The sequence below is a fragment of the Sphingobium sp. GW821-FHT02B05 genome (assembly GCF_059421905.1).
Genome location: NZ_JBWKVW010000008.1, coordinates 67,047 through 92,980, shown reverse-complemented (window position 1 = coordinate 92,980; position 25,934 = coordinate 67,047). Strand labels below are relative to the sequence as shown.

Here is a 25,934-nt window from a genome sequence, read left to right as displayed (position 1 = left end):
TGCGGCAGACCAGGGCGCCTGAGGGCTGTATTTTTCCACCATCTGGCACTAAGGGACCGGCGCAAAGCCGTACCGTATTTTGCCACAGGAAAGCCCCAGCCCTTATGACCGACGTTTCCATCAAGCGCGCCCTTCTGTCCGTGTCCGACAAGGCCGGCCTCATCGAACTGGGGCAGGCGCTTGGGCGTCATGGCGTCGAACTAGTGTCGACCGGTGGTACGGCCAGGGCGCTGCGCGAAGCCGGCCTGGAGGTGAAGGATATTTCCGACCTTACCGGCTTCCCCGAAATGATGGACGGTCGCGTCAAGACGCTGCATCCCAAGGTACATGGCGGCCTGCTGGCCGTGCGGGGCAACCCGGAGCATGTGGCGTCGATGGACGAACATGCGATCGGCGCGATCGACCTGGTGGTCGTCAACCTCTATCCCTTCGCCGCGACGGTCGCCAAGGGCGCGGACCGCGACGAGATCATCGAGAATATCGACATTGGCGGCCCGTCCATGGTCCGCTCCGCCGCCAAGAATCATGATAGCGTCGCGATCGTCACCGATCCGGCCGACTATGCCCGCCTGATCGCGGAGATGGCGGAAAAGGGCGGCGCGACCAGCTACGACTTCCGCCGGATGCTCGCGGCCAAGGCCTATGCCGCCACCGCCGCCTATGATTCGATGATCGCCAGCTGGTTCGCCTTTGCCGACCAGGGCGTCGCCTTCCCCGAAACGCTGGCGGTCGCGAGCAAGCTTGGTTCGACGCTGCGCTATGGCGAAAATCCGCACCAGTCGGCTGCGCTCTATCTGCCCGTCGGTCCTTCCGACAAGGGCATTGCGCAGGCCGAGCAGATTCAGGGCAAGGAGCTGTCCTACAACAACTATAACGACGCCGACGCCGCGCTGGAGCTGGTCAGCGAATTTCGCGACGGCCCGCCGACCGTGGTGATCGTGAAGCACGCCAATCCCTGTGGCGTGGCCACCGGCGAGACGCTGATCGAAGCCTATGAAGCCGCGCTCGCCTGCGACAGCGTGTCGGCCTTTGGCGGCATCATCGCCGTCAACCGCCCGCTCGACGGCCCGACCGCCGAAGCGATCAGCGGCATTTTCACCGAAGTCGTCGCCGCGCCAGGCGCGGATGACGAAGCCAGGGCGATCTTTGCCAAGAAGAAGAATCTCCGCCTGCTGCTGACCGGCGAGCTGCCCGATCCGGCGCGCCCCGGCCTCCAGATCAAGAGCATCGCGGGCGGGCTGCTGGTCCAGAGCCGCGACAATGGCCAGGTGACGCAGGATGCGCTGAAAGTCGTCACCAAGCGCGCGCCGACAAGCCAGGAACTCAAGGACTGCCTGTTCGCCTGGACCGTCGCCAAGCATGTGAAGTCCAACGCCATCGTCTATGCCAAGGATGGCAGCACGGCAGGCGTCGGCGCAGGCCAGATGAACCGCCTGGAATCCGCGCGCATCGCCGCGTGGAAGGCGAAGGACGCAGCGGAAAAGGCCGGCTGGGCGGCCCCGCGCACCATTGGATCGGCGGTCGCATCCGACGCCTTCTTCCCCTTCGCCGACGGCCTGCTGGCGGCGGTGGAAGCGGGTGCGACGGCGGTGATCCAGCCGGGCGGTTCGATCCGCGACGACGAAGTGATCGCGGCGGCGGACGAAGCCGGCCTCGCCATGGTCTTCACCGGCATGCGCCACTTCCGCCACTGATTTTTTGCGGGTGCGAAGACAGAGTCTTCGCACCCGCAAAATCGCAGAAAACCGCCAATTTTTGTCAACTGGCCTCTTTTCAACGCGACCGGGCGCGCTTATCTACACGGGCGACCCTACTTCCACGTCAGACGTGGGGCGAACGATAAAAATATGTTCGACAGGAGAATAGGATGACCAAGAAGATGCTGGTGGCGATGGCCGCCACGATGGCCCTTGCGCTGCCTGGTGTGGCAAGCGCCGGCAGCAACGACATGGATGTGATCGTGGACGGCCATGCCGGCACGGAAACCCGCAGCATGGCCGTGTCGCTCGCCGACCTCAACCTTGCCAGCACCAACGGCATGCGCCGTGCCGATTCCCGCCTCGTCCGCGCATCCAAGCAGGTATGCGGTTATGTGAACGGGTCGATCCTGCCTGTCACCGACGGCTATCGCGACTGCTTTGGCAGCGCGATCGACGGTGCGCGCGCTGATCTGAGCACCCTGGCCCAGCGCCGGAGCTAAATCGCACATCATTGTCTCCACCAGGGGACAGACGAAGGGCCGTTCCACAACCGTGGAGCGGCCCTTTGCCATGTGCGGCCAGCCATGCTTACCGGTCATTAACCACTCCTTAGAGGATTTCCTTCAGTCCGAGGGACACGAAATATCTCTCGGGGAACTGCCTGCCATGCTGCGTACCGATCACCGTGTCGATGTTGCCATCATCGGCGCTGGCCCGGCGGGCCTGACCGCCGCCTATCTGCTGACGAAGCAGGGACTTAGCGTGACGGTGATCGAGAAAGACCCGGTCTATGTCGGCGGCATCAGCCGCACGGTGGAACTGGACGGATTCCGATTCGACATTGGCGGGCACCGCTTCTTCTCCAAGTCGCAACAGGTGGTGGACCTGTGGAACGAGATTTTGCCCGACGACTTCATCCAGCGCCCGCGGATGAGCCGCATCTATTATGAGGGCAAATTCTACAGCTATCCGCTCCGCGCGTTCGAAGCGCTGTGGAACCTGGGCATCTGGCGCTCGACGCTGTGCATGGCGAGCTTCGCCAAGGCGCGGCTGTTCCCGAACCGCAACGTCCGGTCCTTCCAGGACTGGACCGTCAATGCCTTTGGCCACAAGCTTTTCTCCATCTTCTTCAAGACCTATACGGAAAAGGTCTGGGGCATGCCCTGCAACGAGATGTCGGCCGATTGGGCAGCGCAGCGGATCAAGGGCCTGTCGCTCTGGGGCGCGGTGGTCGATGGGCTGAAGCGTTCGCTTGGCCTCAACAAGAAGCCCAATGACGGCATGGCGACCAAGACGCTGCTGGAAACATTCCGCTACCCCCGCCTTGGCCCCGGCATGATGTGGGAGGCCGCGCGCGACAAGGTGGTCGAGGGCGGCAACCGGGTGCTGATGGCGCATGGCTTCAAGCGGCTGGAAGAGGATAAGGCGAACGAGCGGTGGCGCCTGATCGCGACCGGGCCGGACGGCGATGTCACGATCGACGCAGCCCATGTCATCAGCTCCGCGCCGATGCGCGAGCTGGCCGGGCGTATCCACCCCCTGCCCGACACGCTGCCGCAGGCGATGGACCTGAAATATCGCGACTTCCTGACCGTGGCGCTGATGGTGAAGGGGGAGGATATCTTCCCCGACAACTGGATCTATATCCACGACAGCAAGGTGCAGGTCGGCCGCATCCAGAATTTCCGCAGCTGGTCGCCCGAAATGGTGCCCGATCCTTCGCTCGCCTGCGTGGGCCTGGAATATTTCTGTTTCGAGGGCGACGGCCTCTGGTCCGCGCCCGACGCCGATCTGATCGCGCTCGCCACCCGCGAAATGGCGCAGCTTGGCCTGTGCAGCCCGCATGATGTCGTGGGCGGCGCGGTGGTGCGGCAGGAAAAGGCCTATCCGGTCTATGACGACGACTATGCCGCCAATGTGCTGGCGATGCGCAGCGAACTGGAATCGCGTTATCCCACGCTGCATCTGGTCGGCCGCAATGGCATGCACCGTTACAATAATCAGGATCATGCGATGATGACGGCGATGCTGACCGTGCGCAACATCGTCGCGGGCGCGCGCGTCCATGACGTGTGGCAGGTCAATGAGGATGCCGAATATCATGAGGCCGGCGATGAAGGTCAAAATGAGGGTGCCGATGCCGACGCGCAGGCCGCCCTGTCCAGCGTTCGCGCAGTCCCATCGCGCCTGAAGGCAGCCTGACGCCCATGGCGGCGCCGATCGGCGCGCTGCTGGCACGGCTGATGTTCGCCCGCTATCTGCTGGCGAGCATCTGCGCGCTGGGCAGCGACATTGCCACCTTCCTGATGCTGGACCATGGCGGTGCCGCGCCGATGATGGCGGCGCTGGGCGGCTATCTGATCGGCCTGATCGTCCATTGGGTCATATCCACCCGCTTCGTCTTCGACCTGGCGCGCGGCCCGACCCATGCGCAGCGCATCGGCTTCGTCCTGAGCGCGGCTGTCGGCATGGGCATCACCATGACGCTGGTCGGCGCGCTGAGCGCTATCGGCATCGCGCCTGCGATCGCCAAGCTGTTGTCGGTGCCAGCCAGTTTCCTGTCCGTCTATGCGATCCGCAAATATGGCATTTTCGCGCGCGCCTGACCCCCCGCGCGCCAGCTTATGGGCGCTGCTGCTATGGCTGGCGTGCAGCCTGGCGATGCTCTGGCTGTTCCGGGGCGACCTGCCGACGCTGAGCTTTCGCGATCCCGATGATGCGATGCGGCTGGCACAGGTGTGCGACTGGATCGGCGGGCAGGCCTTTTGGGACGTCAGCCAGCATCGCGTGAATCCGCCGGTCGGCGGCCCGATGCACTGGTCGCGAATCGTCGACATGCCGATTGCGGCATTGATGCTGCTGCTCACCCCCGTGATCGGCGCGGCCGGTGCGGAACTGGTCGCCTGCGCGACCGTGCCGCTATTGCTGCTGGGCGGCCTGACAGCCGCCCTGTTCATGGCCGCGCGCCGCGTGGCCGGCAGCGGGATCGCACTGCTAAGCGTCGCACTGTTGCTGACGGCGCCCAGCATATTGGTGCAGTTCACCCCGCTGCGGATCGACCATCATGGCTGGCAGATCATGCTGGCGGCGCTGGCGCTGTGCGGCGCGATCGATACCCGGCCCCTGCGCGGGGGGATCGTCGCGGGCCTTGCGCTCGCCCTCTGGCTCCAGATTTCGAGCGAAGCGCTGCCCTATGGCGCGCTGTTTGCCGGCACCTTCGCCCTGCGCCACTGGCATGCGCGCGATCAGGTGTCGCGCTTCATCGGCTTTGCGCTGATGCTGGGCGGCGCTGCCTTGCCGCTGCTCGCTTTGTTGCGCGGGCCGCAGGCGTTGCTGGCGCGCCAGTGCGATGCGCTGTCCTTCGTCTATCTCTGGCCGCTGGTCGCGCTGGCGCTGGCGACCGCGCTCGCAGTTCAGTTGGTCAGCACCGCAACTGCCCGATCCCGCTTCCTGATCGCCGCGATCGGCGCAGGTGCGGCGATCGCAACGTTCCTCGTCACCGGAGGGCCGTGCCTGTCGGGCGATCCTTTCGCTGCATTAGGCCCGGTCGCCTATCGGCTCTGGTATCTGCAAGTCATGGAAGGCCGGCCGATCTGGGAACAGAGCCTGTCGATGCAGGGCGTGATCCTGCTGCCGCCGCTGCTCGGGCTTTGCGCCAGCCTGATGGCCGCGCGGCACGCCCATGGCGAAGCGCGGATGCGCTGGCTGACGCTGCTTTTGCTGCTGCTCGGCGCGATGGCGGTATCCTTGATGGTGATGCGGGCCTTGTCCGTCGCCCATCTCTTCGCCCTGCCCGGCATCGCATGGCTGGCGCTGCATCTGTTTCGCAGGGCGCAGGCATCCCATAGGGCGCTGGTGCGGGTGCCGGGATCGGTCGCGCTGGTGCTGCTGACGCCCGCAGGCCTGTGCGCCGCATGGGTAGCCATCGCCGCGAGGCCGGAACCCGCCAAGGCGGCCAGCGCCAATTGCCGGTCAGCCTCCGTGCTGGCCCCGCTCAGGGCGATCCGCGCAAATACCCTGTTCGCCCCGCTGGACCTTGGCCCCGACATATTGATCCAGACGCGCCACAGCGTCATCGGCACCGCGCATCACCGCAACGCGGCCGGCATCACCGCCGTGATCGAGGGGTTCGTCGATGCCCCCGACAAGGCCCGCGCCGTGATCGGCCGGACGAGCGCGCGCTATATCGTCGCGTGCGACGGCCTGACCGAATATCGGCTATATGGAAAGGAAAATGCCGCCGGATTGGCGGCACGACTGGCGCAGGGAAAAACGCCCGCCTGGCTGGAACCCATGCCAGCCAAAGCGCCACTGCGCATCTGGCGGATCAGGCCGGAATGAAGCGCATCGCCACGCCATTCATGCAATAACGCTTGCCGGTCGGACGCGGCCCATCGTCGAAGACATGGCCCAGATGCCCGCCGCAGCGCGCGCAATGCACCTCCGTGCGGATTTCGCCGAGGCCGAGGTCGCGGCTGGTACCCACGCCGCCGGGCAGTGCCGCCCAGAAGCTCGGCCAGCCGGTGCCGCTGTCAAATTTGGTCCTGGAACTGAAGAGTTTCTGTCCGCAGCCGGCGCAGCCGAACGTCCCGGCGCGATGTTCGCCGTTCAACGGGCTGGATCCGGGAAATTCGGTCGCCTGCTGACGCAGCACCTTATAGGCCCATGGGCTGAGCCGCTTCTTCCATTCTGCGTCACTCAGCGCAAAGGGATAGGCCGCCTCCGCCCGATCCGGCATGCACTGCCAAAGAGCGATCGCCACGGCGCCAGTCGTGACGCCACCCAGAAAATGCCGCCTATCCATGACAGGCGGCATAGCCGGTTCAGCCTGTCGCGGGCCTGAACAGCCGCTTCCACCAGCGGCCGCCCGATTGCATCACATGGCGGCGGAACAGCAGCACGCCCACCCGGATGATGAGCGCCACGAAACTCGCCTGCCAGAGGAGCGCCACCAGATGCGGCCAGACGGCACCGTCCTGCGCCGCTCGCGCGATCATGGCGAAGGGCGAACTGAACGGGAAGATGCAGGCGGCGACCTCCGCCGGCGACCCCATATGGTCGACAGCATAGCTGGCGAAGAAGAAGATCAGCATCTGCGCCATGGTGATCGGCATGTTGAGCGTCTGCACCTCCCGCACCGTAGCGGCCTGCGCCCCGATGCCCAGGAACAGCGAACCGAGCAGCGTATAGGCCATGGCGAAATAGAGTACCGCCAGCAGCAGGAAGAGCGGCCAGCCCACCGCCGGCGCCGGCAACGGCCCGCCGCCGCCATGCAGCGCCAGAAAAATCGCGAAGGCCGTCCCGCCCCAGAAAGCGATACCCACGAAACTCATCGCCAGCATCGCCATCAGCTTGCCCAGGAAAATCGCATCAATCGGCACGGCAGCGGCGAGTATCTCGATGATCTTGTTGGTCTTTTCCTCGACGAGATTGGACAGGATCATGCCCGCGAGCAGGATGGTCAGGAAAAACATCACCACCTGCGCAACCCGGCCGATCAGCAACCGCGCCTGCGCCTGCGCGCCCAGGCTGGTGGTCACTTCCTGCCGCTCGACGGTCACGAAAGTCAGCGTCCGTTCGGCCAGCGCGGCGGTGGACAACAGGCTGATATCGCCCTGCAACTTGTCCAGATCCTCCGCCTTGCCGGTCAGCATCGGCTGACGCAGCGTGCCGGACAGGATCGCCACGACCTCCGAGTCCGGCCGGGCGAGCTGGATGCGCGGCGCAAGTGCGGACGCCACCGTGCGCAGGCGGGGCAAGGACTGGTCGCCCATACGCTGCGCCAGCCGATCATGCGCGCGTTCCAGCGCAGACATATCCGCCGCCGACATGGCAATGCCCACGATCGGGCGCAGGTCTGTGCTGCTGATCTTGTCGCCCAGGCCGCCAAAGGCGAAACCGATCAGGATCGGCAGCATCGGGCCGAGCAGGAACAGGATGAAGGTCCGCGACAACACGACCGCGGTGAAATCCCGTCGCGCGATGACGAAGGCGGCGCGCCACAATTGCATCATGGCTGCGCCTCCTGCGTGACGTCACCCTGCATCTGCCGCGCCGCCGCTTCCCCAGCGATCGCGACGAAGGCGTCATGCAGGCCCGGCCGTTCGATCGACAGGCTCTCGATTCCCGCCTGCCCGTCGATCAGCGCGCGCAACAAGGGTTCGATCCCTTCGTCAGGCAGCGCGAAATGCCATGTCCCCTCCTGCGCCATCGTGTCGGCAGGCAAGGCGCGGCGCCAGGCGCCATCGCTCGCCCGCGTGCGCAGCCGCACCTGCGATCGCAGCCGGTCGCGCGCATCGCCCGGCGTCCCTTCGAACCGGATGCGCCCGCCCGCGACGATGGCGATCCGCTCGCACAGCCGGTCGGCATGGGCGATGACATGGGTGGAAAAGAGGATGGTGACGCCATCGCGGGCCTGGCTGCGGATCAGCGCTTCCAATTTCTCCTGATTGATCGCGTCGAGGCCGGAAAAAGGCTCGTCCAGCACGATCAGACGGGGACCATGGACGATGGTGCCGAACAATTGCACGGTCTGGGCCATGCCCTTCGACAATTGCCGGATCGGCTTGTCGATCGCCGCGCCCATGCCATGCGCGTCCAGCATGGCCTTCGCGCGCTTGCGGCCTTCGGCCAGCGGCAAGCCGCGCAGCGCGCCCATGAAGGCGACCGCTTCATAAGCCTTCATCGAGGGATAAAGGCCGCGCTCCTCGGGCAGATAGCCGACTGCGCGCGCCATGCGCAGCGGCTGCGCCTCGCCCAGCAGGGTGCGATGCCCTTCATCCGGGTCGATGATGCCCAGCAGCGTGCGCAGCAGCGTCGTCTTGCCCGCGCCATTGGGACCGAGCACGCCATAGATGCTGCCCGCCGGCACGGCGATGTCGATGCCATCCACCGCGCGGAAGCTACCGAAAGTCTTGACAAGCCCATGCCCCTCTACGGCATAGGCCGGGATGGAGGCGGAGGATGAGGCCGTTATGTCGCCGATCATCCCGCCCTGATAGTCTGGACCCGTGCCCGTGCCTATTAAAACCTTGGCCGAACCCTTGGAACAGCGCCTGAAGGCGGAAGCGGCGCGGCTGGGCTTTGCCGCCTGCCGCATCGCGCCCGCCGACGCCGCGCCCAAAACCGGGGAGCGGCTGCGCCAATGGCTGGACGCGGGCCATCATGGCGACATGCTGTGGATGGAGGATCGGGCCGAACAGCGCGGGTCGCCCAAGGGCCTCTGGCCAGAGGTGCGCAGCGTCATCATGCTGGGAATGAGCTATGCGCCGGGGCGCGATCCGCTGGCGCTGGCGGATGTGCCCGACCGGGCGCGCTTTTCCGTCTATGCGCAGGGCAAGGATTATCACGACGTCGTCAAGAAGGCGCTCAAGGGCCTCGCCCGCTGGCTGGTGGAGCAGCAGGCCGGCGCATTGAAGGTGTTCGTGGATACAGCGCCCGTCATGGAAAAGCCGCTGGCGCAGGGCGCGGGCCTGGGCTGGCAGGGCAAGCACAGCAATCTGGTCAGCCGCGACCATGGCAGCTGGCTGTTCCTGGGCGCCATCTATACCGAAATGGCGCTGGAACCCGATGACGGCGAACGCGATCATTGCGGCAGTTGCCGCGCCTGCATCAACGCCTGCCCCACCGACGCCTTCCCCTCCCCCTATGTGGTCGATGCGCGCCGCTGCATATCCTACCTCACCATCGAGCATAAGGGGCCGATCCCGGAGGCGTTGCGCGCAGGCATCGGCAATCGCGTCTATGGCTGCGACGATTGCCTGTCGGTCTGTCCGTGGAACAAGTTCGCCGACCATGCGGCCGCGAACAAGGCATTTGTCGGCCGCGCCGAACTGGCCGCGCCGGCGATCGGCGACCTGCTCGACCTCGACGACGCGACCTTTCGGGAGATTTTCTCCGGATCGCCGATCAAGCGCATCGGCCGCAACCGCATGGTGCGCAACGCTGCGATCGCGGCGGGCAATAGCGGTGACCCCCGGTTGATCGGGCGGCTGGAAGTGCTGTTGGCGGACGAAGACCCGGTCGTGGCGGAAGCGGCGGCCTGGGCGATCGGGAAGCTGGCGCAATAGCAGCATTGGGCGTCATGCCAGCGAAGACGGTCATCGACAGGCCATGACGCGCAAGATCGCCTGAGCGCCCAGCCTTCGCCGGGCTGATGCCGTCGATATGAAGCAAAACCCTTCCAATATAGGATTTGCTCTGATCTACACTCTGCGATGGACCGGCCATGCCCCATGACCCCGCCGCAATCCGGCAGGCACATTCCGCCCCATGGGAAGGATCGCCTAGGGGCGGCGTCGGTGACGCTTCGGGAGAGCCTCGCGAGCGCTTTGCGAGCGCTTCGGGGCAAAAAGCCCTGTAACGGTGTGAACTTCGGGCGGTGCCTATCTTGCCTGCAAAGCCGTGGCGCAGGCAGCCGGATCGACGTCTGTGCCGGTGGGGCTGCGCGCATCGACATGGGTGACGACCGGCTCCTTGCCGCGCGCGGGCGCGTAGAGATAGGCGTCCAGGATGCAGCGACCATTGGCGAACTGCAATTTGCGCACCGTCGTCTCACGAATGTCCAGCCGGGGCTGGCCGAACATCTGGGTCAGCCGACGCGCGTCGGTGCCCATCAGCGGCCCCTGCTTCATGAAGGCACTGGCCGGCGGCCCTGCGGGCGGGGCGATCGGCCGGGCCGGGGGCACGACAGTCCCGGCGCCGCAGGCCGCCAGCGGCAGGGCCAGCAGGGACGCCATGCTCGAACGGAGGGTCTTCATGATGTCTTCGTCTTTCGGCCCAGCAACATGTGGACCGCCATAGCTGCGCTGAAGATCGGCGCAAGCAGGTTGGCGACCGGCACCATGAACAGAAGCGCCGAAACGAGGCCCATGAGCCACCGGCTGCCGCGACTGAGCGGCGGGAGGGTGGGATGACGCGGCTCCACCATGTCGGCCATGTCGCGGCCGAGCAGATAGGCATTGAGCGCCAGGAACAGCCCGATCGTGCCCACCCCCGTCACCAGCAGCACTATATAGGCCGGCAGCGCGAGCAGGTTCCAGCCGATCGTCCGCCCGACCGATCGGCAGGCAAAGCGCAGGCTGCGCGCCCAGCCGACCGGGCGCGCGGTGACATGGGGATAATCGTCCCGCTCCACCGCCTCGATAATGTCGTCGGCGAACAGGCCCATCACCGCCATCGCGGTGGCGCGAAACAGCAGCCAGCCGGACGCGATCATCAGCAGGGCGGTGGCCGTCGCCTCGCCCCAATTGCCCCAGCTGCCGTCCCCGCCCCAGCCGAAATGCAGCCGCAGCGCATGGAAGCCGAACCAGAAGGCGCTCGCCAGTCCGGCGAAGATAAGCAGGGTCAGGATGATCGTCTTGACCAGCAGGCGCAACGCCGCACCGTGAAAGATGGAGGGAAAGGCGCGCAGGGCAGCGATCAGGACCATCGCCCAGCTATCCTACCGCCCGGCCCCCAGGTCAATCAGCACCGTTGCATGCGGCCGGTGCGACCGGTAAAGGCCGTGAAATTTTATTTCCTCCAAATGACAAGGATATTGCGTGACCGCCACTGCCCCCACGCTTGATGTCGTCGCGATCGGCAACGCCATCGTCGACGTGATCGCCCGCAGCGACGACGCCTTTCTGGCGCAGCATGCGCTGACCAAGGGCGGCATGCAGCTGATCGACGCCGACATGGCAGAGACGCTTTATGCCGACATGGGCCAGGCCAAGGAAATCAGCGGCGGATCGGCCGCCAACACGCTGGCAGGGCTGGCCGCGCTGGGCAAGAAGTGCGGTTTTATCGGCCAGGTCAATGACGACCAGCTGGGCGCGGTGTTTGCGCACGACGTCCACGCGCTGGGCATCCGGTTCGACACGCCTGCGGTACAGGGCGACGTGCCGACCGCGCGCTGCCTGATCCTGGTGACGCCCGATGCGCAGCGGACCATGAACACCTTCCTGGGGGCGTCGCAATTCCTGCCCGAAGCGGCGCTGGACCTGGACATGATCCGTTCGGCCGGCATCCTCTATCTGGAAGGCTATTTGTGGGATCCGGCCCAGCCGCGCGCAGCGATGCGCGCCGCGATCGAGGCGGCCCGTGACGCCGGCCGCAAGGTCGCCTTCACCCTGTCCGACAATTTCGTGATCGACCGCCATCGTGCCGATTTCATCGACCTGATCGAACAGGGGCTGATCGACATCCTCTTTTCGAACGAGGGCGAGATCCAGTCGTTGGCGCAGGTCGACGATTTCGATGCCGCGCTGGCCCGTTTCGCGGACAAGGTGCCGGTGCTGGTATCGACCCGCAGCGAAAAGGGTGCGGTCGCCATCGTCGATGGCGTGCGCCATGAAGCGCCGGCGGCCCCGGTCGCGCAGATCATCGATACGACCGGCGCGGGCGACCTGTTCGCCGCCGGCTTCCTGGCCGCGCATATCGACGGACGCAGCGTAGAGGATGCGCTGGCGCTGGGCGCCGCCGCCGCTGCCGAAGTCATCTCCCATTGGGGTGCGCGCCCGGAGGAGGATCTGGGCGTGATCCGCGATACATTATTCGCCTGACCTGAACGAAAAGGCCCGCCTCTCCGGTGCGAGGCGGGCCTTTTTCTATACCGGCTTGTTCCTGCGGAACAGGGCGCGGTCGTCGGAACCGAAGCCCCAGCGCCAGATGACGAGGCCATAGGCGCCCAATATCGCCCAGACGCCGATCGCCAGTTCGACCCATTCGAACCGGGCCGGCAGGGCGACGAAGCCCGCGCCGACGATGCAGGCCACACCCGCCGCGCTCAGCAACGGCCAGCGCCAGGCATTGATCGGCGCGTCGAGCAGGCGGGAGAGCAGCCGCGCCTTGACGAAGGCCCCCACGCCAAGCGCCAGACACAGCGCCAGCGCGGGCGCGGCGGCGATCCACATGACGTCCAGTCGCATGTCGCGGCCGATCAGGATGAGCGCGAAGCTGAAGACCGCCTGCAAGCCGATCATGACCAGCGAGATCATGAGGTTGCGGTGCCGGGCGATATAGACCAGCGCCGATTCGCTGACGACGGCGGTGGCCGCGACCACTTCGGCCAGCAGCAGGAAGGCGAGCGCGCCGGTGCCACCCACGAAATGCGGCCCGACCAGACCCATCACCGCTTCACCGGGGATGCCGAGCGCCAGCGCGATGCCCGCCTGCGCGGCGATGATCCAGAAGCCGACCTGGCTGACCTGCTTGGCAATCGCGGCCAGATTATTCTCAGCAAGGTTGCGGGTGATGACCGGGCCGAGAATCGGGTCGAAGCTGGTCTTCAATTTCTGCGGCAGCGATGCGACCTGCTGCGCGACATAATAGATGCCGATCACCGCCGGGCTGACGAACAAGCCCAATATCGCCATGTCGAGCCGGCGCGATCCCCATTCGACGCCGTCGGCCGCCGCGAGCGGCAGGTTGCGGCGGGCAAGGCGCCAGAGCCGGCCCGGATCGGGACGCCAGCCGGTGGGCAGGCCATAATGGCGGACCATCGGAATGATCGACGCGATGAAAGCCGCGATCATCGATACGGCATAGGAGAGGATGAGGCCGTCACGCTTCGAATAGAAGGCGAAGGCGAAGGCACCGATGCTGATTGCCCAGGGTTCGATGATCGAGCGCGCCCGGACGGTCGCACCAACATCAAAACGATAGGCACAGGCAGCGAGCGCCACGTCCGATCCCGCCACGCCGATCACCACCAGCGCCAGCAGACGGTCCAACCCGTTGATGTTGCTGTTGGGGAACATCGCCTGCGGGAAGCCGATGAGGATCGCAGAACCTAGCAACGCCGCGAGCAGGGTCACGACCATGGCGTCTGTCACGACATGATTATGCGGCCGCTCCGTTTGCGACAATGCGCCTGCCAGGCCGCGTTTCAGGCCCAGCGTCGCGATCTGGGCGACGAACTCCACCACCAGAACGGCATAAGCGAAGCGGCCCAGCGCTTCGGCGCCATACCATCGACCGGCGATGAACAGGAAGGGCAGGCGTGCGGCCAGGCGCAGCAGGAAACCGAAGATATTGGTCCGCCCGCCCTTGGCCAGAGCGGCGATATCATCCTGATCCTTGGATGGGGACGCCTCTGTCGCCAACGAACTGTGAACCCCTTGTGTCATGCTTTGTTGCTATATCTGTTCGTTGTAGGCGCAATGCCGTGGCAGCGCGACGGGTTATTCGGGGCGCAGCGGCCGGGCGAGCAGCGCGTCGATGACCTGCGCCAGCGGCGCGGCCTCGGTCAGCAAGGCGCACACGGCCTCCACCACCGGCATTTCGACGCCGGCGGCGCGGGCGGCATCGCGCAGGACGGGGGCGGTATGCGCCCCTTCTGCCACGGTGCGGCGATTGGACAGGAGGTCGGCGGCGCTGCCCCCCTCGCCCAGCCCCTTGCCCAGCGAAAAGTTGCGCGAATTGGTGGAGGAGCAAGTGAGGACAAGGTCGCCCAGACCCGATAGCCCGCCCAGCGTTTCCGCACGGGCGCCGCGCGCGAGGCCGAAGCGGGTCATTTCGGCAAAGCCCCGGCTGATCAGCGCAGCGCGGGCGTTGAGGCCCAGGCCCGCCCCGTCCGCAACGCCGCAGGCGATGGCGAGCACATTCTTGACCGCGCCGCCGATCTCCGCGCCGATGACATCGTCCGACAGATAGGGGCGAAAGGCCGGGCGGGCGATCCGGGCGGCGAGGCGCTGACCCAGGTCGCGGTCTTCGCAGGCCAGGGTTATGGCGGTCGGCAGACCCCTGGCGACTTCATGGGCGAAGGTCGGGCCGGAGAGGACGGCGATGGGCGAGGTCGGCTGCGCTTCTTGCGCGACCTGCGACATGAGCAGGCTGGTGCCGGCCTCTATCCCCTTGGAACACAGAAGGAGCGGCACGCCGGCCGGCGCCTGCGCCACGACGCTGCGCAGATGCTGGGCCGGGCTGACGACGAGCAGCAGGTCGCAATCCGACAGATCGGCCATGCTGCCCGTCGCCGCAATCGAGGGCGAGAGCGGGATATTGGCGAGATAGAGCGGGTTTTCATGGGTGCGGTTAATCGCATCCACCACGTCCGGCTCCAGCGCCCAAAGGGCGACCGGTTGGCCGTCGCTGGCCAGCAATTGCGCCAGCGCCGTGCCCCAGGCACCTGCCCCTATGACCCCAGCCTTCATGCCTTCACTCCTGCTCCACGCGCCTTTTCCGCCGCCGGGTCGAGCGGCCAGCGCGGCCGGGCGGGAACGGTCAGATCGTCGACCAGCCCCACCGCAAAGCGCTCAGCCCCTGCCCAGGCGATCATCGCCGCATTGTCGGTACACAGCCATAACGGCGGCGCGACGAAGGGCAGGTCATGCGCAGCCGCCAGCGTTTCGAGCGCAGCGCGGATCGGCTGGTTGGCGGCCACGCCGCCTGCCACGACGAGTGCAGAGACGCCTTCGCTTGCCTCCAGCGCGCGGCGGGTCCGGTCGACCAGGCAGTCGATCACCGCCTGCTGGAAGGAGGCAGCGATGTCTTGCGTCGCATATTGGCCGGACTGGACCGCGCGCATCACCGCACTTTTAAGGCCCGCGAAGGAGAAATGCGGTTCGGCGGTGCCGACCAGCGGGCGCGGCAACGGTACGGCCTTGGGATTGCCCTGCGCCGCTGCTTTTTCCACTTGCGGGCCGCCGGGATAGCCGAGACCGAGCAGCTTGGCCGTCTTGTCGAAGGCTTCGCCTGCCGCATCGTCGATCGTGGTGGCCAGCCGCGCATAGTCGCCCGGCCCCTTCACATGGAGCAACTGGCAATGGCCGCCCGATACCAGAAGCAGCAGATAGGGAAATTGCAGCGTCGGATCCGCGAGGCGCGGCGAGAGGGCATGGCCCTCCAGATGATTGACGGCGACCAATGGCTTGCCCGCCGCATGGGCCAGCGCCTTGCCGGTGACAAGGCCGACCATGACGCCGCCGATCAGGCCAGGGCCAGCGGTGGCGGCGATCACGTCCACATCCGCCAAAGTCATCTTTGCGTCCGCCAATGCGGCCTCGATCAACGGGCTGAGGGCCTCCACATGGGCGCGGGCGGCGATTTCGGGGACGACGCCGCCATAGGGGCGGTGCGCCTCCTCCTGCGTGGCGAGGCGATGCGCCAAGATTCGGCCATCGGCCGTCACAAGCGCCGCCGCGGTTTCGTCGCAGCTCGATTCCAGGCCAAGGATGATGGTCATTGTCGCTTCCATCTAATGCCCACGGCCATTAGAGCAAGCCGCATATGCTTTTCACCGCCCAAAGAGATCATGGTCGACCGTTGCGCCTCGGCACCAGAGGGTCCCCCCTGGCATTGGCCCAGGCCCATATGACTGCCCGCGCCCTGTGCGCCGTCCATGGCTGGGCCGACGATGCCGTGCAGATCGTCACCGTCCAGACCAGCGGCGACCGGATACAGGACCGTGCGCTGGCCGATATCGGCGGCAAGGCGCTGTGGACCAAGGAACTGGACCGCGCGCTGGTGACGGGCGAGATCGACTTTGCGGTGCATAGCATGAAGGATGTGGAGACGCTGCGCCCGGATGCCTTCCGTATCGCCGCCATGCTGCCGCGCGCCGATGTGCGCGACCGGCTGGTCGGGGTTGCGAGTTTCGACGCGCTGCCCGCCAATCCGCTGGTGGGAACGAGTTCGCCGCGCCGCGCCGCGCAGGTGAAGCGGCTGCGGCCCGATGCGACCATCACCCTGTTTCGCGGCAATGTCGCGACGCGGCTGGCCAAGCTGGCGACGGGCGAGGTGCATGCCACGCTGCTGGCGGCGGCGGGGCTCGATCGGCTGGGCCAGAGCGACGTCGGCGTGACGATTCCGATCGACCTGATGCTGCCTGCGCCGTCGCAAGGTGCCGTGGGGATCGAGACTTTGGCCGCCAATGAGGCCGTTGTCGCGGCGCTCGTGGCGATCAACGATGGCGACACGTTCGACGCGGTGATGGCAGAGCGCGGCGTGCTGAAAGGGTTGGGCGGCACCTGCCATTCGCCGATTGCAGCGCTGGCGCGGGTGGAGGCGGATGGCCTGTACCTGATCGCCGAGATCATCAGCCCGGACGGGCAGGAAACGGTGCGGGAAGAAGCGCGACTGCTGCGTGGGGACGAGGCCGCAGCCGAATCGATCGGGCGGGTGTTGCTGGATCGGGCCAGCCCGGCGCTGCGCGCGCTGTTCGAGGGGTGACGCGCGTCCTGATCCTGCGCCCCGAACCGGCGGCGGGCAGGACGGCGTCCAAGGCGGCGGCGCTGGGCATGGATGCGCGGGTGCACCCGCTGTTCGCGCCCCAGCCGATCGAGTGGGCGCCGCCGGTACCGGAAGATTTCGACGCGCTGCTGCTGACCAGCGCCAACGGCGTGGCCTTTGCCGGCCCGGCGCTGCTGCATTATCGCGGCCTTCCCGTCTATGCGGTGGGCGCGGCCACGGCGCAGGCATTGGTAGAGGCCGGATTTCCCACCATCATTGCCGGCGATAGCGACGGCAGCGCGATTGCGGCGCGCATCGCCGCCGACGGGCATGGCCGGGTGCTGCATCTGGCCGGCACGACGGTCGCACCGATGGAGGCGGGCGCGCTGGAACTGATACGGATCGCGGTTTACGGCATGACCGCCCTGCCGCCCGATCCGGCGCTGATCGCCGATGCGGTGCCGGGTTCGATCCTGCTCGTCCATTCGCCGCGTGCTGCCGCGCGGCTGGCCGAACAGATCGGGCGGGAAGGGCGGAAAAGCCTGCATATCGTGGCGATCAGCCCGACGACATTGGCTGCATGCGGCAATGGCTGGGCCAGTGGGCAGGCCCCTGCCCTGCCCCTTGATGACGAGATGCTGGCCCTTGCCCTTCGATTGTGCGAATGACGGGGCAATGACAGACGAAAGGGTCCGCATGAACGACGAGGATGGGGTCGGCACGATCGGCGCCGGACCGCCGCCCGCGCGCCGGCGCAGCCTGTTGCCACTGATTATCCTGACCCTGCTGGCCTTTGCGCTGGGCGTCGCGCTGACCGTCTGGGCCTGGCCGCAGATCCAGCGCCGCTGGGGCGATCCGCAACCAAAGCCGACCACGCCTGTGCCGGTGCAGGGCCTGATCGGGGCAGGCAACCCTGCCGTGGCCGCCCGCCCCCTGACCGCAGACGCCGCGCAGATACTGGATGGGCGCGTCCTCCAGTTGGAGGAGCGGTTGAACCGCATCACCGTCGAAGCACAGGCCGCGTCGGGCAATGCCGCGCGAGCCGAAGGGCTGCTGGTCGCCTTTGCCGCGCGCCGTGCGCTCGATAACGGGACGCCGCTCGGCTATATCGAGGGGCAGTTGCGGTTGCGCTTTGGCCAGGCCCAGCCCCGCGCCGTCGCGGCGATCATCAACGCCGCGCGCGAGCCGATCACGCTGGCCGACCTGCGCGGTGGGTTGATGGACGTGTCGGTCCAGCTGACGACGCCCCCGGCCGATGCCGGATGGTGGGACGCGCTGGAGCATGAGGCACGCGAACTCATCACCATCCGCAAGGCATCGTCCCCCTCCCCGCGGCCGCAGGTGGCGATGGACCGGGCGCTGCGCTATATCGACGGCGGCCGGGTCAGTGCCGCGCTGGCCGAAGTGGAACGCATGCCGGGCCGGGCCGCGGCGGACCGATGGATGCAATATACCCGCCGCTATCTGGAAGCGCGGCGCGCCCTGGACCTGATCGAGACGGCGGCGATCCTGGAGCCGCGTGAATTGCGCGGGACGGAAGGCGCAGCGGTAAGTCAGACGTCGCCGCTCGCCCCGTGAGGCCCTGTCACAAACGACGAACCGTTGAGCGCATGGGGCGAAACCGATAGACGCATCCCGCGTTGTCACGATAATGTCATCGTTTCCCGTCGTGCAACCTGCGGCGGGGTTCAGGGATCATCATCGTCGTGCCGCCTTACGCTCAAGCTGTCAGCAGTTTCTGGAAAGATCGCCTCGCGCCCGGACCGCGCGCGGCGCAGCTTCCGCCTGTGCAGCAGTTGCTGGGCAATCTGAGCGTGCCGTTCGACCTGAAGCGGACGCGGGCGCAGGCGGCGATACTCGCCGGCCAGATGAAGGGCGATGGGCGGTCGATATTGTTGATCCCCGGATTGATGGCGTCGGAACAGCGTATGGGCTGGTTGCGCGATATATTGAACGCAGCTGGCTATGATGCGCATGACTGGGGCATGGGCCGCAATTTCGGGCCGAAGCCCGATAGCCTGGACAAGATCGACCGGCGCGTGGACGCGATCCGCAGGGGAATTGGCCGCAAGCAGGCCGGTGCACCGGTGACATTGGTCGGCTGGAGCCTGGGCGGGCTGTATGCGCGCGAATATGCCAAATTCGCCGCCGATAAGGTTGGTGGCGTGGTGACGATGGGCACGCCCTTTTCCGGCGATCCGCGCGCCAACCACGCCTGGCGCCTCTATCAGCTGGTATCTGGCTCTCCGGTTGATCGCCCGCCCTTTCCCTGCACCCGTGAAGTCAAGCCACCGGTGCCGACCGTGGCCTTGTGGTCGCGGCGGGATGGCGTGATCCTGCCCGAATGTTCGCGCGGACGGGCCGGCGAGCGCGACAAGGCGATCGAGGTGGATTGCACCCATATGGGCTTTGCCGCATCGCCGGAAGGGATTGCGGCGGTGGGCAAGGCGCTGGACGCGCTGCGGGCCTGAAAAGGCACCGGTTTCGGCAGGCTTGTATGATTTTTTGGTCGGCAGTCCGTTCAGGACTGGAGCCGCCGTAAAGCCTCTTCCCTGCCGATCAGCGGCAACAACTGACCCATGTCGGGACCGTGGTCCAGTCCCGTCAGGGCCCGGCGCAAGGGCAGGAACAGGGTCTTGCCCTTGCGGCCCGTCTCGTCCTTCAGCGCGTTCGTCAGCGTGCGCCATATGTCTGCGTCAAAGGGCATGCCGGACAGGATGCGGTGCGCGCTAGTCAGGAAATCGCGATCCTCCTCCCCCACTTCTGGAGCGGTGATCGGGCCGGTGACGATTCGCCACCAGTCCCCTGCGCCTGCGAGCGTTTCCAGATTGGGGCGGATCGCTGTCCATGCCACCGCGTCCATGCCATCGGGCAGGCGATCGGCCACCGCTTCATAGGGGAGCAGGTGGACGATCTTCTGGTTGAGGGTCGCCAGTTCGGCTTCGTCGAAGCGTGCGGGCGCGCGGCCGAAATGGGCGAAGTCGAAACTGTCGATCAGCGGCTGTATATCGGCGAAAGGTTCGATGGGCTGCGAACTGCCGAGGCGGGCGAGCAGGGAAGCGATGCTCATGGCTTCCAGGCCGATCTCGCGGAAATGGGCGACGCCCAGCGAACCGAGGCGTTTGGACAATTTGCCCTCGCTGCCGGTCAGCAGGGCTTCATGCGCGAAGGCCGGGAGTTGTGCGCCCAAGGCCGTGAACATCTGGATCTGGGTCGCAGTGTTGGAGACATGGTCTTCGCCGCGCAGGACGTGGGTTACGCCCATGGCGATATCGTCGATGACGGAAGGCAGCATGTAGAGCCATGAGCCATCGGCGCGGCGGATAACCGGGTCGGACAGCAATTTGGGATCGAAACGCTGGTCGCCGCGGATCAGGTCGGTCCAGACGATCGGCCGTTCATGATCTAGCTTGAAGCGCCAATGCGGAGTGCGGCCTTCGGCTTCATAGGCGGCGATCTGGTCCGGGGTCAGCGACAGGGCGGCCCGGTCATAGACCGGTGGCAGGCCGCGACCCAGCAGGATCTTGCGGCGCAGGTCCAGTTCCTGGGCGGTTTCATAAGCGGGATAGACATGGCCGGACGCTCTGAGCGCCTCGAACTGCGCTTCGTAGAGGGCGAAGCGGTCGGACTGTTTCTCTTCGCCGTCCCAATGGAGACCGAGCCAGTTGAGGTCGGCCTTGATCGAGTCCGCATATTCGGGGCGGGAGCGTTCGAGATCGGTATCGTCCAGACGGAGCAGGAATCGACCGCCGGACTTGCGCGCCCATAGCCAGTTATGGAGCGCGGCGCGGATATTGCCGACATGGAGGTGGCCGGTGGGCGACGGGGCGAAGCGGGTGATGACGGTCATTATCTGATCCTAAACCCGTTGGGGTTGGTTAGATGCTGCGGAAGCCGTTGGTGATCGGATAGCGGCGATCGCGGCCGAAATTGCGGATGCCCAGTTTCACGCCCGGGGGGGCCTGGCGGCGCTTATATTCGGCGATGTAGAGCAGCCGCTCGATGCGGGCGACCGTCTCCTTCTCGAAACCGCGCTCGACCAGCTTGTCGACCGACAATTCCTCCTCGACCAGGCCGTAGAGGATCGGGTCCAGTATTTCATAGGGCGGCAGGCTGTCGTCGTCGCGCTGGTTGTCGCGCAGTTCGGCGCTGGGCGGCTTGGTGATGACACGTTCAGGCATCACCGGGCCGGACGGGCCGAAGCCTTCGCCCAGTGACGGGACATTGGCGTTGCGCCAGTGGCAGAGGTCGAACACCGTCGTCTTGTAGGCGTCCTTGAGCACCGAATAGCCGCCCGCCATGTCGCCATAGATGGTCGCATAGCCGACCGACATCTCGCTCTTGTTGCCGGTGGTGAGCAACATATGGCCATATTTGTTGGAGAGGCCCATCAGCGTGACGCCACGGATGCGCGACTGGATATTTTCTTCGGTAAGGTCGCGGCTGCGCCCTTCGAAAACGGGGGCCAGCATCGCGTCGAAGGCGGCAACGGCCGGCTCGATGGGAATCGTGTCGTAGCGGACGCCGAGCAGGCGGGCGCATTCGACGGCGTCGTCCAGGCTTTCCTGGCTGGTGAAGCGCGAGGGCATCATGACGCACCAGACGCGGTCGGCGCCCAGCGCATCGACCGCGACGGCGGCGGAGAGCGCGGAATCTATGCCGCCCGACAGGCCCAGTACCACGCCGGGGAAGCGGTTGCGGTTCACATAGTCGCGCAGGCCGAGCACCATGGCATTGTAGATGTCGGCCGGACGCGGATCGAGCTGGTGGCGTTCGCCGGGCAGGCAGACCCACTGGCCGTCCCATTTCTCCCATGTCGTCAGGACCAGCGCTTCTTCCCAATCGGGAAGCTGCTGCGCGACGCTGAGGTCGCCGTTCATGACGAAAGAGGCGCCGTCGAACACCAGCTCGTCCTGTCCGCCAACGCGGTTCAGATAGACGAGCGGCAGGCCGGTTTCGCGCACGCGGGTGCCCGCAACCCCGTTGAGGCGGCGATCGTCCTTGTCGACTTCGAACGGGCTGCCATTGGGGCTGATGAGGATTTCCGCGCCCTCGGCCCGCAGATGAGCGGTGACGAAGGGGAACCAGATATCCTCGCAAATGGGGACGCCGATCTTTACGCCATGAAAGTCGATCGGGGCAGGAAGTGGACCGGGTGCAAAAAGCCGCTTTTCATCGAAAGTGCCGTAATTGGGCAGTTCGCGCTTTTGCCGGATCGCGGTGACGGCGCCATTTTCCAGCAAGGCCACGACGTTGAACAGCACGCCTTGCGACGCGACGACGGTGCCGACCAGCATCGCCGGCCCCCCATCGGCGGTTTCCTGCGCCAGCCGGTCCAGATGATAATTGGCCTGGTCGAGCAAAGCGGGCTTCAAGACCAGATCTTCGGGCGGATAGCCGATCAGCTGAAGTTCGGGATAGACGACCAGGTCCGCATGCCCGGCCCGTGCGCGCCATTCCAGCATGGCGTCGGCATTGGCCCTGGGGTCGCCCATGGACTGTGTCATCTGTGCAAGCGCGATCACGAGTTTGTCGGTCATGGCTTGGCCCCTAGTGCATTTTGGTGACGGGCGCAAAAGCGCCTTTCCACATGCGCCATGCGCCGCTAAAGGGGCCGCGTTTCGCGCATCGTCATCAATTCGTCACGCCAATTAGCCTGGGGATTTTCGCCATGAAACTCATGACCGGCAACTCGAACAAGCCGCTTGCGGCCGCCATCGCCGACTATATCGAAATCCCCCTGACCGACGCCAGCGTCCGCCGTTTCGCGGATGAGGAAGTTTTCGTGGAAATTCATGAAAATGTCCGCGGCGAAGACGTGTTCGTCATTCAATCGACGGCGTATCCCACCAACGACAATCTGATGGAATTGCTGATCATGATCGATGCGCTGAAGCGCGCATCGGCCAAGCGAATCACCGCCGTCGTCCCCTATTTCGGCTATGCCCGGCAGGACCGGAAGCCCGGCCCGCGCACGCCCATCAGCGCCAAGCTGGTCGCCAATCTGATCACCACCGCCGGCGCCGACCGCGTCTTGTCCGTCGACCTGCATGCAGGTCAGATTCAGGGCTTCTTCGACATTCCGACCGACAATCTGTTCGGTGCGCCGGTGATGTCGGCCGATATCCAGGCGCGCTTCGGCGACAAGAATATCATGGTCGTGTCGCCCGACGTCGGCGGCGTGGTGCGTGCCCGCGCGCTGGCCAAGCGGCTGGACAACGCCCCACTGGCCATCGTCGACAAGCGCCGCGAGCGTGCCGGCGAATCGGAAGTGATGAACATCATCGGCGACGTGAAGGGCCGTTTCTGCATCCTGATCGACGACATCGTCGATTCGGCCGGTACACTTTGCAACGCCGCTGCCGCGCTCAAGGCGCAGGGCGCCGAAGAGGTCGTCGCCTATGTCAGCCATGGCGTGCTGTCGGGCGGCGCGGTCGCGCGCGTCGAAGCATCGGAGCTGCTGGAACTGGTCATCACGGATTCGATCCAGGGCACAGACGCGGTCATTAACGCCCAGCGCGTCCGCCACCTACCCATCGCCCCGCTGCTGGGCGAGGCGATCAAGCGCATTGCGGACGAAAGTTCGGTGTCGAGCCTGTTCGACTGACGAGGGCGTCACGCCGCTGGGAAGAAGACCAGCGGCGTAGCACAAAAGAGGATCAACGCGACGACTATGCGCTGGCCGCGCGATATGCCCAGCGGCTTGCCCTGCCAGACCATGGGGCAAGCCAGCACGGCCAGCCCGATCAGCATGTTGGACAGCATCACCGAGCCGCCGATCGGCATGTCCTGACGCAGGGCCAGCCCTGCGAACAGCGCAATAAAGCTCAATATCCAGCCGACCATGGCCATGGACGTACCCCTTTCCGTTCGCACGCTAGAACGGCGGGGTTGCGGAAGGCTTAATCGGTCCAGGGATCGTAGCTGCCGAAACTCCACACATTGCCTTCGGGATCGAGCGCGGTGTAGCCGCGTCCCGGATAGCCGGGATTGTCATGCGGTTCGCTCACCACCACTGCGCCTTCGTTGCGGGCATGGAGGCAATGGGCGTCAGGATCGGCCACGACGATATAGACGCAGGCCGTGATGCCGCCTAGATCGCGAGCGGTGGACCAGGTGTAGAGCGATTCGCCCTCCATATCCTTGACACTGCCCAGCATCACCATGCCGTCGCCCAGGATCAGCTGGGCATGGTGGATGATCGTGGGGTCGGCCTCATCGGGATGGACGGCGTGGCGGGCAAAGCCGAAGGCGGCGCTCAGAAAGTCGATCGCGGCGGGGGCGTCGGCGTAGCGCAGGCAGGGGATGATGGGTGAGCCGGGCATGCTGCTCTCCTTTGTCTATTGCGCCGTTCAGTCTAGCCTAAGCGCGGCGCAACCGCTAGGCGAGAGGCATGACCACCCGCGACGACCTGGCCCTTGCCAACCGCCTTGCCGACGCCGCCGGCGCGGCCATCCGCCCCTTTTTCCGCGCCCGCTACGATATGGAGATCAAGGCGGACAAGTCGCCTGTGACGGAGGCCGACCGTGCCGCCGAAGCCGCGATCCGCGCGATCCTGGAGAAGGAACGCCCGGACGACGGCATCATCGGCGAGGAATATGGATCGGTGCGCGAGGATGCGGAGCGGGTGTGGATTCTTGATCCGATCGACGGGACGCGCAGCTTCATCGCCGGGCGACCGATATTCGGCACGCTGATTGCGCTGACGCAGGGCGGGTGGCCGACCATCGGCATCATCGACCAGCCGATCGCGCAGGAACGCTGGGCGGGCATGAGCGGGCAGCCGACCACCTTCAACGGCAAGCCCGTGCGCACGCGGGCTTGCAAGGCGCTGGAGGGCGCGGGGATCGCGACCACCAGCCCGCACCTCTTCGCCGAAGGGGACGTGCCGCACTATATGGCGCTGGTTGCCGCCGTGTCGGGCGGATCGCCGCGACAGGGGCCGGTCTATGGCGGGGATTGCTATAATTATGGCCTGCTGGCGTCCGGCTTTCTGGACATCGTCATCGAATCGGGGCTGCAAAGCTATGATTTCGCGGCGCTGGTGCCCGTGGTCGAGGGTGCGGGCGGCCTGATGTGCGACTGGAATGGCGAGCCGCTGACGGCGGACAGCGAGGGCCATGTGCTGGCGCTGGGCGATCCGGCACGACTGGAAGATGTGCTGGAGGCGCTGCATGCGGCCGGACATGATCATGGGCACCATCACAGTCATTGAAGCGCGGCGCTGAAAAAGGCGGCGAATCGCTTGCCTTTTGCAGCACAGGCCCCTATGCGCGCCGTTCGCGAGTATTCAGTGAGACCGCCCGGCTAACTAGGGCTGCCGGGGCTGTCTGTAATCGTCGCGCCAACAAAGGAGACGAAAATGCCCAAGATGAAGACCAAGAGCGGTGTGAAGAAGCGCTTCAAGTTCACCGCCACCGGCAAGGTGAAGCATGGCGTCGCTGGCAAGCGTCACCGCCTGATCAGCCATAACGCCAAGTATATCCGTCAGAACCGCGGCACGTCCGTCCTGTCGGATTCCGATGTTGCCCATGTGCGCCTGTGGGCGCCCTACGGCCTGAAGTAAGGAGTAGAGGCACATGGCACGCGTAAAACGTGGTGTTACCACCAAGGCGAAGCATAAGCGGATTTTGGATCAGGCGAAGGGCTATTATGGCCGTCGCAAGAATACGATCCGTATCGCTCGCCAGGCTGTCGAAAAGGCCGGCCAGTACGCCTATCGCGACCGCAAGGTTAAGAAGCGTTCGTTCCGTGGTCTGTGGATCCAGCGCATCAACGCCGGCGTTCGCGCCGAAGGCCTGACCTATTCGCAGTTCATGCACGGTCTGAAGCTGGCGGGCGTCGAACTGGACCGGAAGGTCCTGGCCGACATCGCGATGCACGAAGGCGAGGCGTTTAGCGCCATCATCGCCCAGGCGAAGGCTGCGCTGCCCGCAGCCTGAGCGGACTGATCGCAAGATCGTCTTAAAAAGGGCGCCGGGGCAGATGCTTCGGCGCCCTTTTTGTTTTTCCAATGCCCGTTCGTTTCGAGCGCAGTCGAGAAACGGTCGAGCACACGCTTCTCGACTTCGCTCGAAGCGA

At 65.8% G+C, this 25,934-nt stretch carries 27 protein-coding genes; 15 read left to right on the top strand and 12 right to left on the bottom strand.

All coding sequences use genetic code 11. The features are described from left to right. Window positions 1–104 precede the first annotated feature (104 nt). The 5 genes from purH (at window position 105) to AC07UX_RS17995 (ending at window position 6,041) form a co-directional block, all read left to right on the top strand. Window positions 105–1,694 (top strand): bifunctional phosphoribosylaminoimidazolecarboxamide formyltransferase/IMP cyclohydrolase, encoded by a 1,590-nt coding sequence (purH, locus tag AC07UX_RS18015; RefSeq protein WP_495193347.1) that lies wholly within the window; start codon window positions 105–107, stop codon window positions 1,692–1,694. Between the two features lie 173 nt (window positions 1,695–1,867). After that, window positions 1,868–2,200: a UrcA family protein gene (locus AC07UX_RS18010; protein ID WP_495193346.1), complete on the top strand. Its 333-nt coding sequence runs from the start codon at window positions 1,868–1,870 to the stop codon at window positions 2,198–2,200. 166 nt (window positions 2,201–2,366) lie between these two features. After that, complete coding sequence (locus tag AC07UX_RS18005) at window positions 2,367–3,902, top strand: NAD(P)/FAD-dependent oxidoreductase (protein WP_495193345.1); 1,536 nt, start codon at window positions 2,367–2,369, stop codon at window positions 3,900–3,902. Window positions 3,903–3,907: 5 nt separating this feature from the next. Beyond that, window positions 3,908–4,306, top strand: coding sequence for a GtrA family protein (locus AC07UX_RS18000; RefSeq protein ID WP_495193344.1), 399 nt, complete (start codon window positions 3,908–3,910; stop codon window positions 4,304–4,306). Next, window positions 4,284–6,041 carry a hypothetical protein gene (locus AC07UX_RS17995; protein WP_495193343.1) on the top strand — a complete coding sequence of 586 codons (1,758 nt, stop codon included), beginning with the start codon at window positions 4,284–4,286 and terminating at the stop codon, window positions 6,039–6,041. Before AC07UX_RS18000 ends, AC07UX_RS17995 begins: the two co-directional genes overlap by 23 nt. Here the strand turns inward: AC07UX_RS17995 and msrB are convergent. Genes msrB through AC07UX_RS17980 form a run of 3 tightly spaced genes read right to left on the bottom strand, consistent with a single transcriptional unit; the run spans window position 6,028 to window position 8,688 of the window. Further along, window positions 6,028–6,504 carry a peptide-methionine (R)-S-oxide reductase MsrB gene (gene msrB / locus AC07UX_RS17990; protein ID WP_495193342.1) on the bottom strand — a complete coding sequence of 159 codons (477 nt, stop codon included), beginning with the start codon at window positions 6,502–6,504 and terminating at the stop codon, window positions 6,028–6,030. The genes AC07UX_RS17995 and msrB overlap by 14 nt on opposite strands. Window positions 6,505–6,523: 19 nt before the next feature. After that, window positions 6,524–7,714: an ABC transporter permease gene (locus AC07UX_RS17985; protein ID WP_495193341.1), complete on the bottom strand. Its 1,191-nt coding sequence runs from the start codon at window positions 7,712–7,714 to the stop codon at window positions 6,524–6,526. Then, window positions 7,711–8,688 carry an ABC transporter ATP-binding protein gene (locus AC07UX_RS17980; RefSeq protein ID WP_495193340.1) on the bottom strand — a complete coding sequence of 326 codons (978 nt, stop codon included), beginning with the start codon at window positions 8,686–8,688 and terminating at the stop codon, window positions 7,711–7,713. Before AC07UX_RS17980 ends, AC07UX_RS17985 begins: the two co-directional genes overlap by 4 nt. Before the next feature lie 55 nt (window positions 8,689–8,743). Here AC07UX_RS17980 and queG point away from each other — a divergent pair, with 55 nt between their 5' ends. Beyond that, a complete protein-coding gene (queG, locus tag AC07UX_RS17975) occupies window positions 8,744–9,769 on the top strand; it encodes a tRNA epoxyqueuosine(34) reductase QueG (RefSeq protein WP_495193370.1) in 1,026 nt (341 codons plus the stop codon). A gap of 315 nt (window positions 9,770–10,084) precedes the next feature. Here the strand turns inward: queG and AC07UX_RS17970 are convergent, their stop codons facing one another. Both AC07UX_RS17970 and AC07UX_RS17965 read right to left on the bottom strand, forming a co-directional pair. Beyond that, window positions 10,085–10,459: a hypothetical protein gene (locus AC07UX_RS17970; protein WP_495193339.1), complete on the bottom strand. Its 375-nt coding sequence runs from the start codon at window positions 10,457–10,459 to the stop codon at window positions 10,085–10,087. Continuing rightward, on the bottom strand, window positions 10,456–11,130 hold the full coding sequence (locus tag AC07UX_RS17965; RefSeq protein ID WP_495193338.1) for an EI24 domain-containing protein: 675 nt from the start codon (window positions 11,128–11,130) through the stop codon (window positions 10,456–10,458). The genes AC07UX_RS17970 and AC07UX_RS17965 overlap by 4 nt, the downstream gene beginning before the upstream one ends. 112 nt (window positions 11,131–11,242) lie before the next feature. Here AC07UX_RS17965 and AC07UX_RS17960 point away from each other — a divergent pair, with 112 nt between their 5' ends. Then, entirely contained in the window at window positions 11,243–12,244 is a 1,002-nt protein-coding gene (locus AC07UX_RS17960) for an adenosine kinase (protein ID WP_495193337.1), read from the top strand. A 45-nt stretch (window positions 12,245–12,289) separates the two neighbouring features. On the opposite strand, the gene AC07UX_RS17955 is transcribed toward AC07UX_RS17960, so the two are convergent. From AC07UX_RS17955 to tsaD, 3 genes are read right to left on the bottom strand one after another with little or no spacing between them, the layout of a single operon-like run. Continuing rightward, on the bottom strand, window positions 12,290–13,810 hold the full coding sequence (locus AC07UX_RS17955) for a lipopolysaccharide biosynthesis protein (RefSeq protein ID WP_495193336.1): 1,521 nt from the start codon (window positions 13,808–13,810) through the stop codon (window positions 12,290–12,292). Between the two features lie 54 nt (window positions 13,811–13,864). Then, window positions 13,865–14,836, bottom strand: coding sequence for an NAD(P)H-dependent glycerol-3-phosphate dehydrogenase (locus tag AC07UX_RS17950; RefSeq protein WP_495193335.1), 972 nt, complete (start codon window positions 14,834–14,836; stop codon window positions 13,865–13,867). Beyond that, window positions 14,833–15,867 carry a tRNA (adenosine(37)-N6)-threonylcarbamoyltransferase complex transferase subunit TsaD gene (gene tsaD / locus AC07UX_RS17945; protein WP_495193334.1) on the bottom strand — a complete coding sequence of 345 codons (1,035 nt, stop codon included), beginning with the start codon at window positions 15,865–15,867 and terminating at the stop codon, window positions 14,833–14,835. Before tsaD ends, AC07UX_RS17950 begins: the two co-directional genes overlap by 4 nt. Window positions 15,868–15,911: 44 nt before the next feature. On the opposite strand from tsaD, the gene hemC reads away from it, so the two are divergent. From hemC to AC07UX_RS17925, 4 genes are all read left to right on the top strand, one after another. After that, window positions 15,912–16,853, top strand: a complete 942-nt coding sequence (gene hemC / locus AC07UX_RS17940) for a hydroxymethylbilane synthase (protein ID WP_495193333.1) — start codon at window positions 15,912–15,914, stop codon at window positions 16,851–16,853. Continuing rightward, window positions 16,850–17,521, top strand: a complete 672-nt coding sequence (locus tag AC07UX_RS17935) for a uroporphyrinogen-III synthase (RefSeq protein WP_495193332.1) — start codon at window positions 16,850–16,852, stop codon at window positions 17,519–17,521. Before hemC ends, AC07UX_RS17935 begins: the two co-directional genes overlap by 4 nt. Window positions 17,522–17,549: 28 nt before the next feature. Beyond that, the gene (locus AC07UX_RS17930; RefSeq protein WP_495193331.1) at window positions 17,550–18,431 is read left to right on the top strand and encodes a hypothetical protein; all 882 of its coding nucleotides are present in this window, start codon (window positions 17,550–17,552) and stop codon (window positions 18,429–18,431) included. Window positions 18,432–18,559: 128 nt separating this feature from the next. After that, a complete protein-coding gene (locus tag AC07UX_RS17925; RefSeq protein WP_495193330.1) occupies window positions 18,560–19,324 on the top strand; it encodes an esterase/lipase family protein in 765 nt (254 codons plus the stop codon). A 50-nt stretch (window positions 19,325–19,374) separates the two neighbouring features. On the opposite strand, the gene gltX is transcribed toward AC07UX_RS17925, so the two are convergent. Then, on the bottom strand, window positions 19,375–20,703 hold the full coding sequence (gene gltX, locus AC07UX_RS17920; RefSeq protein WP_495193329.1) for a glutamate--tRNA ligase: 1,329 nt from the start codon (window positions 20,701–20,703) through the stop codon (window positions 19,375–19,377). 28 nt (window positions 20,704–20,731) lie between these two features. Then, window positions 20,732–22,393 (bottom strand): NAD+ synthase, encoded by a 1,662-nt coding sequence (locus AC07UX_RS17915; protein ID WP_495193328.1) that lies wholly within the window; start codon window positions 22,391–22,393, stop codon window positions 20,732–20,734. A 131-nt stretch (window positions 22,394–22,524) separates the two neighbouring features. Between AC07UX_RS17915 and AC07UX_RS17910 the strand changes: the two genes are divergently transcribed. Continuing rightward, a complete protein-coding gene (locus AC07UX_RS17910) occupies window positions 22,525–23,460 on the top strand; it encodes a ribose-phosphate pyrophosphokinase (protein ID WP_495193327.1) in 936 nt (311 codons plus the stop codon). A gap of 8 nt (window positions 23,461–23,468) precedes the next feature. Here AC07UX_RS17910 and AC07UX_RS17905 read toward each other — a convergent pair whose 3' ends face one another. Both AC07UX_RS17905 and AC07UX_RS17900 read right to left on the bottom strand, forming a co-directional pair. Beyond that, window positions 23,469–23,705 carry a hypothetical protein gene (locus tag AC07UX_RS17905; RefSeq protein ID WP_495193326.1) on the bottom strand — a complete coding sequence of 79 codons (237 nt, stop codon included), beginning with the start codon at window positions 23,703–23,705 and terminating at the stop codon, window positions 23,469–23,471. Window positions 23,706–23,755: 50 nt separating this feature from the next. Further along, window positions 23,756–24,178, bottom strand: coding sequence for a VOC family protein (locus tag AC07UX_RS17900; RefSeq protein WP_495193325.1), 423 nt, complete (start codon window positions 24,176–24,178; stop codon window positions 23,756–23,758). Between the two features lie 68 nt (window positions 24,179–24,246). Here AC07UX_RS17900 and hisN point away from each other — a divergent pair, with 68 nt between their 5' ends. The 3 genes from hisN (at window position 24,247) to rplT (ending at window position 25,795) form a co-directional block, all read left to right on the top strand. After that, window positions 24,247–25,068, top strand: a complete 822-nt coding sequence (gene hisN / locus AC07UX_RS17895; RefSeq protein ID WP_495193324.1) for a histidinol-phosphatase — start codon at window positions 24,247–24,249, stop codon at window positions 25,066–25,068. 147 nt (window positions 25,069–25,215) lie between these two features. After that, a complete protein-coding gene (gene rpmI, locus AC07UX_RS17890; RefSeq protein ID WP_056690492.1) occupies window positions 25,216–25,419 on the top strand; it encodes a 50S ribosomal protein L35 in 204 nt (67 codons plus the stop codon). Between the two features lie 13 nt (window positions 25,420–25,432). After that, a complete protein-coding gene (gene rplT, locus AC07UX_RS17885; protein WP_224546488.1) occupies window positions 25,433–25,795 on the top strand; it encodes a 50S ribosomal protein L20 in 363 nt (120 codons plus the stop codon). Window positions 25,796–25,934: the final 139 nt, after the last annotated feature.

Coding starts and splice junctions, on each gene's coding strand:
- purH (WP_495193347.1), top strand. CDS start 105: ATGACCGACGTTTCCATCAAGCGCGCCCTTCTGTCCGTGTCCGACAAG.
- AC07UX_RS18010 (WP_495193346.1), top strand. CDS start 1,868: ATGACCAAGAAGATGCTGGTGGCGATGGCCGCCACGATGGCCCTTGCG.
- AC07UX_RS18005 (WP_495193345.1), top strand. CDS start 2,367: ATGCTGCGTACCGATCACCGTGTCGATGTTGCCATCATCGGCGCTGGC.
- AC07UX_RS18000 (WP_495193344.1), top strand. CDS start 3,908: ATGGCGGCGCCGATCGGCGCGCTGCTGGCACGGCTGATGTTCGCCCGC.
- AC07UX_RS17995 (WP_495193343.1), top strand. CDS start 4,284: ATGGCATTTTCGCGCGCGCCTGACCCCCCGCGCGCCAGCTTATGGGCG.
- msrB (WP_495193342.1), bottom strand. CDS start 6,504: ATGGATAGGCGGCATTTTCTGGGTGGCGTCACGACTGGCGCCGTGGCG.
- AC07UX_RS17985 (WP_495193341.1), bottom strand. CDS start 7,714: ATGATGCAATTGTGGCGCGCCGCCTTCGTCATCGCGCGACGGGATTTC.
- AC07UX_RS17980 (WP_495193340.1), bottom strand. CDS start 8,688: ATGATCGGCGACATAACGGCCTCATCCTCCGCCTCCATCCCGGCCTAT.
- AC07UX_RS17970 (WP_495193339.1), bottom strand. CDS start 10,459: ATGAAGACCCTCCGTTCGAGCATGGCGTCCCTGCTGGCCCTGCCGCTG.
- AC07UX_RS17965 (WP_495193338.1), bottom strand. CDS start 11,130: ATGGTCCTGATCGCTGCCCTGCGCGCCTTTCCCTCCATCTTTCACGGT.
- AC07UX_RS17955 (WP_495193336.1), bottom strand. CDS start 13,810: ATGACACAAGGGGTTCACAGTTCGTTGGCGACAGAGGCGTCCCCATCC.
- AC07UX_RS17950 (WP_495193335.1), bottom strand. CDS start 14,836: ATGAAGGCTGGGGTCATAGGGGCAGGTGCCTGGGGCACGGCGCTGGCG.
- tsaD (WP_495193334.1), bottom strand. CDS start 15,867: ATGACCATCATCCTTGGCCTGGAATCGAGCTGCGACGAAACCGCGGCG.
- hemC (WP_495193333.1), top strand. CDS start 15,912: ATGCTTTTCACCGCCCAAAGAGATCATGGTCGACCGTTGCGCCTCGGC.
- AC07UX_RS17930 (WP_495193331.1), top strand. CDS start 17,550: ATGAACGACGAGGATGGGGTCGGCACGATCGGCGCCGGACCGCCGCCC.
- gltX (WP_495193329.1), bottom strand. CDS start 20,703: ATGACCGTCATCACCCGCTTCGCCCCGTCGCCCACCGGCCACCTCCAT.
- AC07UX_RS17915 (WP_495193328.1), bottom strand. CDS start 22,393: ATGACCGACAAACTCGTGATCGCGCTTGCACAGATGACACAGTCCATG.
- AC07UX_RS17910 (WP_495193327.1), top strand. CDS start 22,525: ATGAAACTCATGACCGGCAACTCGAACAAGCCGCTTGCGGCCGCCATC.
- AC07UX_RS17905 (WP_495193326.1), bottom strand. CDS start 23,705: ATGGCCATGGTCGGCTGGATATTGAGCTTTATTGCGCTGTTCGCAGGG.
- AC07UX_RS17900 (WP_495193325.1), bottom strand. CDS start 24,178: ATGCCCGGCTCACCCATCATCCCCTGCCTGCGCTACGCCGACGCCCCC.
- hisN (WP_495193324.1), top strand. CDS start 24,247: ATGACCACCCGCGACGACCTGGCCCTTGCCAACCGCCTTGCCGACGCC.
- rpmI (WP_056690492.1), top strand. CDS start 25,216: ATGCCCAAGATGAAGACCAAGAGCGGTGTGAAGAAGCGCTTCAAGTTC.
- rplT (WP_224546488.1), top strand. CDS start 25,433: ATGGCACGCGTAAAACGTGGTGTTACCACCAAGGCGAAGCATAAGCGG.